The following is a 14,898-nucleotide window of genomic DNA, read 5'->3' on the forward strand; positions in this document are numbered from 1 at the left end:
CCTTTACATTTTAGTCTCCATTTTTCCCTGCTCTAATTTCTTGCGGAGAACCATTTGTAAAACCCCTCCATGACGGTAATATTCTATTTCAACTATGCTATCAAAACGGAGGATAGCTTCAAAATCCTTTTTTCCCCCGCTTTCATCTATAGCCGTCACTTTTATGGTTTGACGAGGCTTTACATCCTCATTGATATTAATTTGGTATTGCTCCCATCCCGTTAGCCCCAAAGTTTCTGCATTTTCCCCCTCTTTGAACTGAAGAGGAAGAATTCCCATTAACGCAAGGTTACTGCGGTGAATACGTTCAAAACTTTGTGCCAGAACCGCTTTCACTCCAAGGAGGCTGGTTGCTTTTGCTGCCCAATCACGTGAACTTCCCATACCATAATCAATTCCGGCAATAACGAGTAATCCGGTTTCATCATTACGATAATTAATGGCTGCATCATATATCGACATTACTTGACCAGTTGGAAAATAGGTTGTTACACCTCCTTCTGTTCCCGGAGCCACCTGGTTTCTAAGACGAATATTTGAGAAGCCTCCACGTATCATGACTTCATGATTGCCCCGCCGAGAACCATAGGAGCTTAACTCCTCAGGTTGTATTCCCTTATCCAACAAGTACTGACCTGCCACACTCTTAATCGGAATAGTGCCGCCAGCGGGGGAAATATGATCAGTCGTAATGGAATTTCCCAATTTGACAAGCACCCGTAAACCAACTAGCGGCTGAATTTCTTTAATCGTCCTTGACATGCTCTGAAAGAACGGTGGATTCTGAAGAAAGGTAGATTCATCGTTCCAGCTATATAACAAGTCACTAGTCGTCTCAAGTAGATTCCAATCATCGTTCCCCGTAAAGATCCTACTATTTTGATACTCAAATAAATCTGGAGTAATAATCTTAGAAATAACTTCCTCAATCTCTGAATCACTTGGCCAGATGTCTTGTAAATAGACATCCTTTCCGTCCATATCCTTTCCTAATGGTTCTTCGTGAAGATTGATATCCATAGTTCCTGCAATTGCAAAGGCAACTACTAATGGAGGAGATGCAAGGAAATTTGCTTTAATCAATGGGTGAATACGCCCTTCAAAATTACGGTTTCCTGACAATACTCCGGAGACGACCAAGTCATTCCCTATGATTGCCTCTGCAACTTCGTCAGGCAAGGGACCAGAGTTTCCTACGCATGTCGTACAGCCATAACCAACAAGATAAAATCCAAGCTTTTCTAAATATGAAAGTAAGTCGGCTTTTCTCAAATAGTCAGTAACGACTTTGGAACCCGGAGAAAGACTTGTTTTTATAAAAGGAGGAACTGATAATCCCTTTTCAACAGCTTTTTTTGCAAGCAGACCAGCTCCAATCATGACATGTGAGTTAGATGTATTCGTACAGCTTGTAATCGCTGCAAGTACGATTGATCCGGTTTTTAATGTGGATCTGTGGCCATCACGATCAGTAACCTGAACTTCTTGATGGATTGCATTGTCACTAAGGCCGTATCCGTGGTTCCCTAACTCATAAGTTAAGGCGTTTCTAAACGTATCTTTCACTTTAGATAACGGCATGATATCCTGAGGGCGTTTCGGACCTGCGATACTTGTTAGAATAGTAGAAAGGTCCAACTGTATAACTTCGGTGTAATGAGGTTCTTCCATATCTGTTGTATAGAACAGACCGTTTGCCTTGCAGTAAGCCTCTACCAGCTGAACTTGTTCTTCTGAACGACCTGACAATCGTAAGTAACGCAAAGTCTCATTATCCACTGGGAAGAGGCTAATTGTAGCTCCATTTTCAGGAGACATATTCGAGACTGTCGCCCTATCTGCCACTGACAGATTCGCAACACCTTCCCCAAAAAATTCAACAAATTTCCCAACCACCTTTTTCTGTCGAAGAAGATGTGTGACGTGCAGGGCTAAATCCATTGCTGTGGAACCAGTGGGCAGCTTACCATTCAACCTTATTCCAATAACTTCAGGAGCTGGAAAACTGGAAGGCTCGCCAAGCATCGCCGCTTCTGCCTCAATACCTCCGACTCCCCATCCAACTACCCCAACACCGTTAATCATCGGAGTATGGGAATCTGTTCCAAAACAAGTATCTGGAAATGCCAAATATTCTCCGTTTTCTTCGATGATTCCATGAACCACGGGCGCTAAGTATTCTAAGTTTGCCTGGTGGATAATTGCAGTAGATGGCGGTATAGCTCGGAACTTATTGATTGAGTTAGTGGCCCATTTGAAGAATTCATAGCGTTCGTAGTTAAGTTCAAAACCTCTATTCACATTATATTGAAGTGCATTTGGCGTACCGAATCTATCTACTTGTTCAGCATGATCAATCACAAGATCAACTGGAATCTCAGGATTAATCAGTGCCGGATCTCCACCCATTTCCGCCATGGCTGTTCGTAAGGACGCGAGGTCGACAACCACAGGAACACCGGTAAAATCCTGCAAGATTATCCGAGCAGGCTTGAGCGGAACATCCACGTGATCTTCACATTGATTGCTTCCCCATCTGGCAAGGTTTTCAACATGTTCTTTGTTAATGGTTACTCCATCATACTGGCGAAGGATGGACTCTAGCAGAATTTTAATAGAATATGGAAGCTTTGAAACCTTTCCTATCCCCAAATCTTCTAACGCCTGTAAGTTAAAAAACTTGTACTTTTTCCCCATTAATTCAAAAAAGGCTTGTGCTTTGAAAATATCTTTTTCCTTTATCACGGTTTCATCTCATCTCCTATATTCTCTTTTCACATCAGTTCTTCCTCACTCAGGGATAAATAAGTCGCCTTTCATAATTCTTCTCGCAGTCCTATCGATGCCTACATACCTTACATCCCGACCATCTTCCGTCAATGCTATGCGTACCTTAGCAATTCCTTCTGGATGCCCAATGCGTATTACACGCTCCTCGTTTCCGTACATTTGTTTTGCATATTGATTAGGAATGGTGCCAGATAATATAGCTGCCCCAGCAATGTTGTACAACCCACTCCCCGCAAACGTACGATGGAATTTCCCCATAGAAAGCATCCTAGCCACCACATCCACTTCATCTTGTTTAATCAATTTGCCGGATGAAGTGATATAATCCATCGGTTCAGATACAATTGCTATTTTAGGAACAGATGGAAACTGCCTTGCTTCTTCAATCGTCCTACACAAGCCAGATTTCACAGCCATTTCAGTTCGTATCTCCTCTAATTCTTCTAAAAGACTCTTTTTGAGAGATAATTCCGCGTTTAGTTCCGTGCCTTCAATACCCAAATCATGACTGGAGACAAACACGAAAGGATTTACGATATCAACAAAGGAAACCTCATAAACCTTGGTTTTTGTATTCAAAGTATATCGATCACCTAATGGTTGTGTACTTCCTGTCTTTCCTCCCCCAGGCGTTAGGATACTGACGGAAAACTTAGCTCCAGGCTTGTTAATCCCTGGCATAAGGTAATCTCCAGACACTTTTGCATTTCCATTTATAACAGGAACTTTTATCTTGAGCATTTTCTTAATGTTGGTATTAAAAACTGATACTTCGACATTATCGACAGAAGAATCGACGGCTATATATCCTTCGTCCACAGCGAATGCTCCGACAGCCGCCATTAAATTGCCGCATGTACCTTTATCGTCGACAATTTCTTTGCCGATTCCAACCTGGTAGAACGTATAGTCCACATCGGCTCCGTTCACTTCTGATTTGGAAATCACGCACACCTTGCTAGTATGAGAAGTCCCGCTTCCTAATCCATCAATCTGGGACGGATTGTAGGCATCGATTCCTGCCATGAATAGTTTCTTCTGTAATTCAATATTCTCAGGTAAATCTCTTTTGTTAAAAAACACACCTCGGCTTGTTCCACCCCGATAGACCGAACAAGGTATGGATAACTGGGACATTAACAACAACCTCCTATATTCGTTTTAGAAACGCTTTAAATTAATTATAGAAGGGTATTTCAAAACATTAAAATACATATATCGGATGGTTAGCCATCAAGAAATGGAATGACTGAATCTATAACAAAAAAAAGTGTACTAGAGCTGAAGTCTAATACACCTTTAATTTACTTATGGGTCCCTGACAGATCCAAACTTTCTACCAGTTCCACAAATCGCTTAACCATTTTCAAATCTAACGATTCCTCGTGGTAAAACATCCACGTTTTTCTTAATATTGGTTTTCCGTTACAGTCCTTAGTATCTATAATATTTACATTATGTACATCATTAAGAATACGTCGAGGCATGATGGCATACCCTAGTCCGTTCATAACCATTTCCTTGGCCGTATCAACCTTGTCCACCACCATTCCGATTAATGGAGGCTGTTCGAAATTTTCATTCCACCAATTATCTATAATTCCTTTGAACAGGGATTCGGTTCGGTAATCAATTCTTGATAATCGAGGAAGATCCTCTAATAGGATGTCATTTTTGGATGCGATACAAAAACTTTCTTCGAACAATTGATACTTTTTATCAGCCCATTGATAATCCCCTCGAAGAAACCCAATATGTACCTCCTGCTTATACACTAGGTTTAAGATTTCTCTGCTCCATCCCGTTATAACTTGAAACTCTACTTTCGGATATTGCTCCTTGAAAGATTTTAATATCCGAGGCAAGTGATATTTTGTGAAATAATTTGAAACCCCCAATCTTAACGTACCAGCGACTTCATCTATGCTCATATTAGACAACTGTTCTTTTATTTTACGCATGTTAAGTAGTATTTGATCAGCACTCTTTGCCAGAAACTCACCCCCAGGGGTAAAATCTACCCCCCTTCGCCCGCGTTTTACGATTGTTACTCCGAATTCATTTTCTATATCTCGTAAGCGTTTAGTGAGTGAAGGCTGGGAAATAAATAATTCTTCTGCTGCTTTAGTTATATTTTTATGCTTGTGTAAAGTTTGCAGTATCACCCAATCTCTGTCTTCCATCATCTTCCTCCTAACTGTTTCATTCATTTTTTATTCTAAACATACACAAAAAGGCATATTTGTTATGCCCTTTTCTATTCTGAAATCCAAATACTTTATTCAAGATGTGAATCCATCTCTATTACATCGTCGGTGGTAAATAGATGTTCAAAAAGGTTAAAACGGTCAAATTCCCGATATCCACAATAAAATGAGAAAAAATAATCCACCTTAAGCTTTTCGTTTTGAAATATGTAATCGCCCAAACAATACCAGCTACACTTAAATAAATGTATAGGTGATAAGACTTACTTGCAATCGAGAATACACCCCACATCAACGGATGACTCAGTACAAATAAAACTGTTGTATACAATATGCTCATCCATTTTGGGAACCAGGAAAGTAGGCCATCCAGTAATACCCCCCGCCAATAAAGTTCCTCAAACCAAGGATTAATGAACGCAAATAATAACCAAAGTAGGACAAGTGATATAGAATCAAATAAATGAAAATTCATCATTAAAATTGTTAGTGGAAACATCCCAATAAGTAAAGAAAGAGTAATCCATGACTTCGATGGTTTCGACTTTCTTAGCCAATTTTTTATTGATTGATCGCCTTTGAAATGATATATACAAAAACCTAGGGAACTCCAGTAAACAAGCGCTAATGGTATCCAAGCCCATCCTTGTATATATTGTTTGAAAATAGTTGCTGTTGAAAAACCTAAAAATATGATAATGAATGGTGATATCAAAAGAAATAAGTGTTGCTTGTTATTCCTAACCATAGCTGTCCTCCCCCCTCGCCTTTCAAATGATTATTTTTCCTTTTCAAAAATCTTCATAATCAATTTCGCATCAGGTATTGGACAATCTGACCATTGAATTTTATTTATAGCGAGTCCTTGTACAAACGCATAGTAAGTAATCGCCAGAGATATTGGATTAGCTAAAATAATTTCCCCAGATTCCTGTCCCTTAATAATCAAAGGTAGTATACAAGTAACCGGTGAAACTGCTTCCACCCCTGTTAAAATCTCTTTAACTTCATCTGGTATAGCATCTGAAGTACTCGCTTGGATCATGATTAAAAATAACAGCGTATTTCCCTCATCCGATAGGCCGCTTAAAATTTGTTCTGACATCCAATGTAATTTCTCAAGCGGCGTGCCTATTTGCTCACTTGCTTGCTGAATTACTGCTACCGAACTATTTGCTGCTCTCCTTACTAACGTTGAAAAAATTTCTTCTTTTGAAGTGAAATAATGATATACAAGTCCATGACTTAATCCAGCCTCCTTGGCAATATCACTAATTTTTGCAGCAACCATCCCTCTACGAGCAAATACGAGTAAAGCTGCTTGAAGAATTTGTTCTTTTCTCGCATCTCGAAGTTCTTGATTTTGTTCTTCATTTCTTGGCACTACTACACCTCTTTTTTGATTGATTAATCAGTCAATTTAAAACAATCTTATTCCGTAAGGATAATTTTGTCAAAATTATTTTAAAGTAACATTATATTAATTTAGATTATTCTATCGAGAAAAAGAGATGTGTGCTTGCGTTCTAACTAATAGAGTTGCCGTCAATGAAACCTTTTATTAAAGGTTATTCTGGTTTTACTATTTAACAAACGCACCATTTTCATAACATTCAGATTTCAAATATTCACGATTTGAATTGATATATTAATCTACCAAACAAAAAAAGCTGCAAATAAATCTGCAGCTTTTAGTTTAACTATTTATATATATATCATCAGCAACGTAAAGTTTGATATCGTAAAAAGATGAATGGCGGCTCTCGCATTGGTCTGCCTACATCCAATCTATTCTCTAACAGGTAGCTTAACATCACATTTTCTTTAGAACAATTAGTGCTCTGAAGAAATCGTTTAATCGATTGCAACATAGAAGATTTCAAACGGCGTGTTTTACGCTTCTTTTTATTAGGCTTGCTACCGCAGTTGTGCCACCGTAATCGCAGACACTTGAATCGTCTGGTGTTGTGGTGGTGTCTTTGGTTCGATAAACAGCGTAGAATAATACGCTTCCCCAATTGCAATAAAGTAAGTCAAAAAAATAATCAGTTTTGTTCAATGGTTCAAAATATAATTTCTCCCTTTTTTAATTCTATCAATTCGAATTGTATAGTTATAATACGAATGAAATGTAAAAAGGTTTCAAAAATATGGACAATGAATAAAAGATTACAATAAAAATTCCCTCCCCTTATAAAACCTCGTCCATTAGCAAACTTTGAACATGGAGTAAAAGCAACGGTTCTAGATGATATTCGTTGGCTACGTTGCGATATTAAAACATTAAATTTACTTAGTCCCGTATTAGCAAAGCAAGAAGCATATAAAAAAGGCTGTTACGAGGCAATTTCACATCGGGACGGGGTCGTGACAGAGGGTTCTTCTTCTAATGTTCACGCCATTAAGGATGGTGTGCTCTATACACATTCAGTGGAAAATATGACATTAAATGGAATTACACGCAGCGTAATGCTAGAATGCGCAAAAGAAATTAGTCTACTAGTAAAAGAAGAAGCATTTACATTAGAACAACTATCAACAATGAACGAAGTAATCATTACATCAACAACATCTGAAATTACACCTGTTATTGAAATTGATGACCAAGTAGTTGGTACTGGAAAACCTGGTGAATGGACGCGTAAACTACAAAACCAATTTAACTCAAAAATCCCCACAACTATTCGTGCATAATTTGATGTCATTGCGATACATTCGTTAAATAAAGCCTCTGTAAAAATTATACAAGCAACTAACTTATACAGAGGCTTATGCTATTATTTTTTCAGTTCAATGATAATCGGATCAAGTTCAATTTCGATATGACCTTTACCGTACATAAGACTCGCAATTGCAACAGGCTGTATGATAAGCTGACTGGCACCTTCTTGGATAGCACCGAATGCTGTTGTTCCTTTAAAGGTTTTCCCGTTATCCTTAGAAACGCCACCACCACCCGTTCCATTCACGTACACATGACCAAGATCGTCTGAAACTCGGAATACAGGTGTCACTTCTGGCCATTGTTCAAGAAGTTCGTCTGTCACAATTTGCTCATAGGCAATAACAGTCGAAACATCTGTGAATTCAATAGATTGTAGCGTAAAGTTCACATTTCTTTCTTGTAGGGTTTCATTAATAATTTGCAGATCCCCCTCTACACGATCCAGTGAAAAGGCGAACGACCAATCCCCCTCGACCTCAAAGCCATCATAATTTTTGAAAGCTTTCGGTTCCCATATAACTTGTACTGCTTCTGGAAATACATCATTTTCGAAATGTGGTGTAAATGACGCGATACCAACGTAACGCGAATCATTAATTTGCGTAATTGTATCTGAACCACCCATTCCAGACGCCCCCTTTACATCAAACCAGTGCCCCGCACTCCAAGTGAGATTTTCACCAAATGGGTGCGAAGTCTCAATTGCATAGGATACAGTGATATTTGTTCCGTCATATACCGCATTGTCAATCATCACGGTAATGCCATTACTCGTCTGTGCAAGACCAATATCAGTAGAGAAAGCTTCAAAATTTTTGTAGCGCTGTTCCTCGTCCTCAAAGTAGCTAATAACATTTTGCATAAACGGAATTTGCGCCGCAATGGATGGAAATGCAAAGCCAGTTGCTGTAGTGACACCAACTATTAGAATTGCAGCGACTGCAAAATGACGCCAAATTGGTGCTTTATTATGCTTCTTCAGTACATGTTGTTTGACACGAGCCTTTTCGAAATCTGTAACCTCTTGTAACTCAAGATTATCAATATCTAAATCCACCCATTCCTTCATACTCATACAAAACGCTCCTTTAACTTGGTATTTGTGGCTAATATTTTCTTCCCTCGATATAGACGATTATCGACAGCAGCTTTCGTTAGCCCAAGTACATCAGCAATTTCACTGTTTGATAACTCTAAATAAAATTTCATCATAAAAATATCGCGGTCAATTTCCTCTAGTTGACTGATTGCCAGTAATAATTCATTTTTTTCTTCTCGTTGTAAGACGGATAGATCTGTTTTTAAAGAGCTCGCTTTTTGTTCGAGTGGTGCATCAGATTGTTCATGAGCAATTTGTTTTTCAGCTTGCCGATAGCGATCGATTGCTTTGTATTTTGTAATAATGCCAATCCATTTTTTAAAGTCCTGTGTATCACCTTGAAACTGATGAGCATTTTGCCAAACGGTTAAAAAAACATCATTAATACATTCATCAATATCTGGGCGCTTCATATTGTGTAAAATTTTTGTAGCAATCGTTTTCACGAGTGGCATATAGGCATCAATAATATACTCGAGCGCATCTTCTTTTTGTTTTTTTAATCTCGTGATAAAGTTTGTCGATGAACTTTTCATTTACTTCGCTCCTTATGTGATTGAAAAAGCTTTTTCATAAAGTACAACGAACAGCCTTACAATTTATTCTCAAAAAACTTTTAAGATTTTTTTACTTATTCGGAAAATTTTAATACGTTTACACTTTTTCTTGATTGGTTCGTTGTATTTGCAATTATGCTAACGTAAACTTTCAGTATGTTCAACACAGTGTTCAGTAAAGGAGAGATGAAGTATGGAAGTAAAAGCAATCACTCTATCTGCAGTTGAAAAACGATTTAAACATAAACAAGTCATTGCACCGCTTTCCTTAGAAGTGCCATCCGGTCAGCTAATTGGCTTACTCGGTCCTTCTGGTTGCGGGAAGACAACATTAATTAAACTGATAATGGGAATGTTAAAGCCAGATCAGGGGAGCATTCACGTATTCAACTATACTGTGCCACATAAACAACTTTTAATGGACATTGGTTATATGGCACAATCTGATGCCCTGTATACAGACTTAACTGGGGCAGAAAATCTAAATTTATTCGCAAAACTTTATGGATTATCCAAACAGGAAAGAGAGAACCGCGTGCAATACGCTGCTAATCTCGTCCATTTAAAGGAAGATTTAAATGAAAAGGTAATCAATTACTCTGGTGGTATGAAACGAAGATTGTCATTAGCCATTGCCTTAATTCAAAATCCAAAGCTTCTTATTCTAGATGAACCTACGGGAGGAATTGATCCTGTCCTAAAAAGAGAAATATGGCAGGAACTCATTCGCTTGAAGGAAGAACAACATAAAACCATTTTAGTGACAACTCATGCCATGGATGAGGCAGAGCGTTGTGATCAATTGGCGATGCTAAGGGATGGTCAAATTATCGCATACGGGACGCCTCAAGAGCTGAAATCAAGCTATAATGCTCAGGACTTTGATGAGGTATTTTTAAAGGCTGGCGGTGAGGTAGTATGAGAGTTTTCGCACTTGTCACAAGGATTTTTCAGCAAATGAGACGCGATAAACGCACACTTGCCTTACTGTTTTTAGCACCGCTTCTCATACTTTCTTTGATGTACTTTATTTTTGATAGTGATGAACCTGAATTAACCCTTGTTGTATCGAATGGTAATACGCAATTAATCGAAAAACTCCAAGCTGTAGATTTTCATATCATAGAAATAGATGATTTTTCAAAACAAGATTTAAAAACAGAGGATTATGATGGTTGGTTAAACAGCCAGCAAAACCAATTCGAGCTAACGTTACTTAATGACAGCCCATCCACAGCTCAAGCTGTACGAATGAAACTTGCACAAGCGATACAACCTGACAGTCCATCAACGGTGGCGTTTTCGACCGACTATGTATTTGGCAATGAAGAGACAGTAATTTTTGATATTTTTAGTCCGATGCTCGTTGGCTATTTCGTATTCTTCTTTGTTTTTTTAATTACCGGTATTGCGCTTTTAAAAGAACGGACTTCCGGCACTTTAGAACGTTTACTAGCTACACCCATTAAGCGCTCTGAAATTGTCGCAGGCTATATGATTGGTTATGGATTATTTGCGTTTATCCAAACAATTATTATTGTATTCTTTAGTATTTATGTACTTGATATTGTGCATGCAGGCTCCATCTGGCTTGTTCTGCTCACGAATATTTTGTTGGCACTTGTATCTTTATCATTAGGAGCCCTGTTGTCTAGCTTTGCTGCTTCAGAGTTTCAAATGCTGCAGTTTATTCCGCTTGTGATTGTGCCACAAGTGTTCTTTTCAGGTATTTTCCCACTTGATAATATGGTCGAGTGGCTACAAAATATAGGTCGTATCATGCCTATCTATTACGCATCAGACGCATTAAATGGCGTGATGTACAAGGGATATACGTTTAGTGACATTTCAACAGATCTAGTGATACTTGCCTGCTTTGCTGTTGTGTTTATTAGCTTAAATATTATTAGTCTGAAAAAATATCGTTCACTTTAATGGTTTCATTCTAAACTTCTAAAAGTCCTGCTAAAAACACTTAGGGCTACAGACAAAGTGTTTTTTCAATAAAAATATGACCTTAGGGATTTAGCGCTCTAGCGTTCGCTTTCCGCAGGCACAGCGTAAGCCGCAACCCTCGCTTCGCGCGGTTTGTTGCGTCTTACGTCTTGTGCTGTTCCTGCAGGAGTCTCACGCCGCCGCGCTAAATCCTTACATAGTAAAATAATGCTATGCAGAAAATTTGCTATAAAAAAATCCTAGTTTAGAGTTTTTCAGTGACCTAAAACACTTAGGAGGACTTTTATTACATTTAACGGATAAATATATTTAGGTTAGATGATTTAAATCTGAAATTACTTTTTGAATCTGAACATTAATATTTTCTCTACTTAATCCCCCGTGGTAACAAACCACAGATTCAATGTCGAGGTCTAGGTATTTCTTCAAAGAGAGTCGAGCTTCTTTTATGTCCAATACTGTCGGGTCATGAATCCCCTCAATTATTCCGTTTACACTGTACATCGAATCCCCGGCGATCAGTGTTTTACATTGTTTCAAATAAAGGCTGATATGACCTGGCGTATGGCCAGGAGTATGGATAATACGAATACCACCGCAATACGGCAATTCTTGACCGTCGTTTAAAGTTTCATCTACTTTGCCCTTCGGAGGATTCTCTAGGTGACCATCTTTCAAAAGAGGTAGATCTCCTTGAATATAAGGCTTATCTAAATCATGGGCATATACTTTTATATTACTCCCACACTCTTGGACTATCTCAGGAAGACTACCTATATGATCTATATCCTGATGTGTCAGAATCACAACTTTTAGTTTATCAAACGACACTCCTACCTTTTCTATTGCCACGCGTAAATCTTCAATTTGTCCAAGATATCCAGCGTCTATTAAAACAGCTGTCTCATGATCCCATAACAGAATTGGGTGAATAAAACTCCCATGAAAATCAAGCTGCAGCATTTCTATTCCCTTTGCAATTTCCATAACTTTGGTCTCCTTCATAATGAGTTTTGTTGCTGTCAGAGAATCGGTTTGCTTACACAAGAAGGTTGAAAGAATAAAGCGTAAGTACAATATTATTACGTAATATCAATAATTATTCGTTATCACAATAACCTACAAGTTAATTGCATAATACAAACTTAAACATTAACTTCTGCTTCCTTCTCAAAAGTTCCTGCTATAAAAACAACCTGTCGATTAGTTGTTCCAAAACTCGTACATTTTTTTGAGTTAACCTGCATCATCTTTATAGAGACCAATTTCGCATTTTATTTAAAGACAATTATTTACTTACAACATGTATAGCTCTCCCTGTCGCTACTTCTGCTGCATCCATCACAAGTTCTCCTAATGTTGGGTGAGCATGAATTGTTAACGCGATATCTTCAGCAGTCATCCCTGCTTCAATTGCTAGGCTCAATTCAGCGATCATATTTGATGCGCCAGCACCAACAATTCCTGCCCCTAGTAATAAGCCGTCTGCTTTACGCGCAATGAGCTTCACAAAGCCTTCTGGTTCATTTAAAGCTAATGCACGACCATTTGCTGCAAATGGAAACTTCGCTACTTTTACTTCAAAACCTTCAGCTATTGCTTGATCTTCAGAAAGACCCACTGTTGCTAATTCGGGATCTGTAAAACATACTGCTGGAATTGCTAGATAGTCTACGATGGATTCTTCACCAGCAATGACTTCTGCCGCTACTTTCCCTTCGTAGGATGCCTTATGTGCAAGTTGTGGACCAGCGACGATATCACCGATTGCATAAATATTCGGGATGTTTGTTCGGCATTGCTTATCTACATTGATTAATCCGTGTTCAGCGAATTCGATACCGATTTTTTCAAGCCCAAGCTCATCTGTATTTGGACGGCGTCCCACAGTGACACATACATAGTCGGCTTCGATTTTTTTCGCTTCTCCTCCTACTTCAAAAGTAACAATAACTCCTGATTCGTGTTCTTCAACACCTTTAGCAAAAGCATTTAATGCAATATTTACTCCCTTTTTCTTCAGAACCCTTTTCACGATTTGTGTCATTTGTTTTTCGAAACCAGCTAAAATGTCTTTACCGCCTTCGATGATGCTTACTTCAGCACCCAAATTAGCATAAGCGCTCCCTAACTCAGTACCGATGTAACCTCCACCAATCACAACCAATTTTTTCGGCAACTCAGTTAAGTTGAGTGCGCCCGTTGAATTTAGTACCCGATTGGTGAATTTAAATGTTGGAATCTCAACTGGGCGAGAGCCTGTGGCAAGAATTACGTTTTTGAATGTGTAGCGTTGAGTTTGCTCTCCATTTTGAATACTTACTGTGTTTCCATTAACGAAGTATGCTTCCCCCTTTATAATTTCCACATTGTTCGCCTTTAGCAATCCTTCAACACCATTCACTAGCTTCTTTACAATGCCATCTTTAAACGACTGTACTTTCGAAAAATTTAGTGTCACCTTAGATGTAGTAACCCCCATCGATTCCGCTTGTTGTACCTCCATAAAACGATGACCGACTGAGATTAATGCTTTTGATGGAATACAACCAACATTTGAACAAACCCCTCCTAAGTACTCCCGTTCAACAATCGTTACATTTTGACCGAGTTGTGCCGCACGAATTGCTGCTACATAACCTCCTGGACCTGCTCCAATTACAAGTGTTTCAAGTTGTTTCATAGCCCTTCTCCCCCCTTAGTACTTTCTATAAAGTGAAAAACATGCTGCCAAAAATGCTCATCCTGCACGCAGTTATGATGACCTTTTGTTTTTACTTTGATGACTTCTTTAAAATTACTATTGTTCATCAACACATCCACACTTGAAATCGGCACTTTTTGATCGAGATCGGAGTGAATACTGAATGCCGGGGCTAGTTGCTGATTGAAAATCTTCTCTAAATGCCATTCGCCTCTAGCCTTGAAAAATACACCCCCTCGTACTAAAAACCAACTAACAATGAGCCACCCAAAAGGTCTATATGGCAGCGTTACTTTGCCAGCCATCGATTTACTAATACTTTCTAATGAAGTCGGCATTGAATCCGTAATCAACCCATTCAGCCTTGGATCCGTTGCATTCACAATACTAGCAGCTAGCCCTCCCATCGAATGACCTAAAACATAGATGGCATGACTATTTACTTCTGATCTAGCCTCCACAAAATCAATCGCCGCTTGAATACTCATCACAAAAGTTTCAATACTCACCTGCTTCTGTACTGAATCACTTTCTCCATGACCAAGAACGTCTATCAACAAGACGTCGTACCCTTTCTCTATTAGAGAATCTGCATACCTTAACATAACAGAGCGATTCGAACCCCATCCATGTACCAATATAAAACAGCCATCTGCTTTTTCACTTTTCTTTAACCAGCCTCGAATCGTCCCTTTTGCTCCCTCCATTTCAATATTTTCATATGGTAAGGAAGGTGATTTTTTATTTACTCTCTTTTGCGGTGTAAACACCGAGTGCACCATATAGTGCCTCATAAAAAAGACAACCATAATCAAAACAATTAACAAAAAATATTTCATTCTACCCCTCCTAAAAAAGAT

The 14,898-nt window shown here is 38.6% G+C and carries 13 protein-coding genes; 3 read left to right on the plus strand and 10 right to left on the minus strand.

All coding sequences use genetic code 11. The features are described from left to right. Positions 1–3 precede the first annotated feature (3 nt). The 5 genes from acnA to ACIQ2D_RS01165 form a co-directional block, all read right to left on the minus strand. A complete protein-coding gene (gene acnA, locus ACIQ2D_RS01145; protein ID WP_402859186.1) occupies positions 4–2,742 on the minus strand; it encodes an aconitate hydratase AcnA in 2,739 nt (912 codons plus the stop codon). A gap of 48 nt (positions 2,743–2,790) precedes the next feature. Continuing rightward, a complete protein-coding gene (locus ACIQ2D_RS01150; RefSeq protein ID WP_402858113.1) occupies positions 2,791–3,927 on the minus strand; it encodes a PrpF domain-containing protein in 1,137 nt (378 codons plus the stop codon). Between the two features lie 167 nt (positions 3,928–4,094). Further along, positions 4,095–4,973, minus strand: coding sequence for a LysR family transcriptional regulator (locus ACIQ2D_RS01155; protein ID WP_402858116.1), 879 nt, complete (start codon positions 4,971–4,973; stop codon positions 4,095–4,097). A 121-nt stretch (positions 4,974–5,094) separates the two neighbouring features. Continuing rightward, positions 5,095–5,745 (minus strand): CPBP family intramembrane glutamic endopeptidase, encoded by a 651-nt coding sequence (locus tag ACIQ2D_RS01160; protein ID WP_402858119.1) that lies wholly within the window; start codon positions 5,743–5,745, stop codon positions 5,095–5,097. A gap of 30 nt (positions 5,746–5,775) precedes the next feature. Continuing rightward, positions 5,776–6,381 carry a TetR/AcrR family transcriptional regulator gene (locus ACIQ2D_RS01165; protein WP_402858122.1) on the minus strand — a complete coding sequence of 202 codons (606 nt, stop codon included), beginning with the start codon at positions 6,379–6,381 and terminating at the stop codon, positions 5,776–5,778. Between the two features lie 809 nt (positions 6,382–7,190). Here ACIQ2D_RS01165 and ACIQ2D_RS01170 point away from each other — a divergent pair. Next, positions 7,191–7,691, plus strand: a complete 501-nt coding sequence (locus ACIQ2D_RS01170) for an aminotransferase class IV (RefSeq protein WP_402859189.1) — start codon at positions 7,191–7,193, stop codon at positions 7,689–7,691. 83 nt (positions 7,692–7,774) lie between these two features. Here the strand turns inward: ACIQ2D_RS01170 and ACIQ2D_RS01175 are convergent, their stop codons facing one another. After that, entirely contained in the window at positions 7,775–8,797 is a 1,023-nt protein-coding gene (locus ACIQ2D_RS01175) for a DUF4179 domain-containing protein (protein WP_402858125.1), read from the minus strand. Continuing rightward, complete coding sequence (locus tag ACIQ2D_RS01180; RefSeq protein WP_402858128.1) at positions 8,794–9,357, minus strand: sigma-70 family RNA polymerase sigma factor; 564 nt, start codon at positions 9,355–9,357, stop codon at positions 8,794–8,796. The genes ACIQ2D_RS01175 and ACIQ2D_RS01180 overlap by 4 nt, the downstream gene beginning before the upstream one ends. 214 nt (positions 9,358–9,571) lie before the next feature. On the opposite strand from ACIQ2D_RS01180, the gene ACIQ2D_RS01185 reads away from it, so the two are divergent. Both ACIQ2D_RS01185 and ACIQ2D_RS01190 read left to right on the plus strand, forming a co-directional pair. Continuing rightward, positions 9,572–10,300, plus strand: a complete 729-nt coding sequence (locus tag ACIQ2D_RS01185; RefSeq protein ID WP_402858131.1) for an ABC transporter ATP-binding protein — start codon at positions 9,572–9,574, stop codon at positions 10,298–10,300. Then, complete coding sequence (locus ACIQ2D_RS01190; RefSeq protein ID WP_402858134.1) at positions 10,297–11,313, plus strand: ABC transporter permease; 1,017 nt, start codon at positions 10,297–10,299, stop codon at positions 11,311–11,313. Before ACIQ2D_RS01185 ends, ACIQ2D_RS01190 begins: the two co-directional genes overlap by 4 nt. Before the next feature lie 330 nt (positions 11,314–11,643). Here the strand turns inward: ACIQ2D_RS01190 and ACIQ2D_RS01195 are convergent, their stop codons facing one another. From ACIQ2D_RS01195 to ACIQ2D_RS01205, 3 genes are all read right to left on the minus strand, one after another. Next, positions 11,644–12,321 carry an MBL fold metallo-hydrolase gene (locus ACIQ2D_RS01195; RefSeq protein ID WP_402858137.1) on the minus strand — a complete coding sequence of 226 codons (678 nt, stop codon included), beginning with the start codon at positions 12,319–12,321 and terminating at the stop codon, positions 11,644–11,646. Positions 12,322–12,622: 301 nt separating this feature from the next. After that, the gene (gene lpdA / locus ACIQ2D_RS01200; protein ID WP_402858140.1) at positions 12,623–14,017 is read right to left on the minus strand and encodes a dihydrolipoyl dehydrogenase; all 1,395 of its coding nucleotides are present in this window, start codon (positions 14,015–14,017) and stop codon (positions 12,623–12,625) included. After that, positions 14,014–14,877: an alpha/beta hydrolase gene (locus ACIQ2D_RS01205; protein WP_402858143.1), complete on the minus strand. Its 864-nt coding sequence runs from the start codon at positions 14,875–14,877 to the stop codon at positions 14,014–14,016. The genes lpdA and ACIQ2D_RS01205 overlap by 4 nt, the downstream gene beginning before the upstream one ends. Positions 14,878–14,898 lie beyond the last annotated feature (21 nt).

Source organism: Lysinibacillus sp. NPDC097287 (assembly GCF_044761695.1).
In the GTDB taxonomy this organism is placed as follows: Bacteria; Bacillota; Bacilli; order Bacillales_A; family Planococcaceae; genus Lysinibacillus.

Excerpts from the sequence above, each read along its gene's own strand:
- ACIQ2D_RS01150 (WP_402858113.1), bottom strand. The coding sequence starts at position 3,927 with ATGTCCCAGTTATCCATACCTTGTTCGGTCTATCGGGGTGGAACAAGC.
- ACIQ2D_RS01155 (WP_402858116.1), bottom strand. The coding sequence starts at position 4,973 with ATGGAAGACAGAGATTGGGTGATACTGCAAACTTTACACAAGCATAAA.
- ACIQ2D_RS01160 (WP_402858119.1), bottom strand. The coding sequence starts at position 5,745 with ATGGTTAGGAATAACAAGCAACACTTATTTCTTTTGATATCACCATTC.
- ACIQ2D_RS01175 (WP_402858125.1), bottom strand. The coding sequence starts at position 8,797 with ATGAGTATGAAGGAATGGGTGGATTTAGATATTGATAATCTTGAGTTA.
- ACIQ2D_RS01180 (WP_402858128.1), bottom strand. The coding sequence starts at position 9,357 with ATGAAAAGTTCATCGACAAACTTTATCACGAGATTAAAAAAACAAAAA.
- ACIQ2D_RS01185 (WP_402858131.1), top strand. The coding sequence starts at position 9,572 with ATGGAAGTAAAAGCAATCACTCTATCTGCAGTTGAAAAACGATTTAAA.
- ACIQ2D_RS01190 (WP_402858134.1), top strand. The coding sequence starts at position 10,297 with ATGAGAGTTTTCGCACTTGTCACAAGGATTTTTCAGCAAATGAGACGC.
- ACIQ2D_RS01195 (WP_402858137.1), bottom strand. The coding sequence starts at position 12,321 with ATGGAAATTGCAAAGGGAATAGAAATGCTGCAGCTTGATTTTCATGGG.
- lpdA (WP_402858140.1), bottom strand. The coding sequence starts at position 14,017 with ATGAAACAACTTGAAACACTTGTAATTGGAGCAGGTCCAGGAGGTTAT.
- ACIQ2D_RS01205 (WP_402858143.1), bottom strand. The coding sequence starts at position 14,877 with ATGAAATATTTTTTGTTAATTGTTTTGATTATGGTTGTCTTTTTTATG.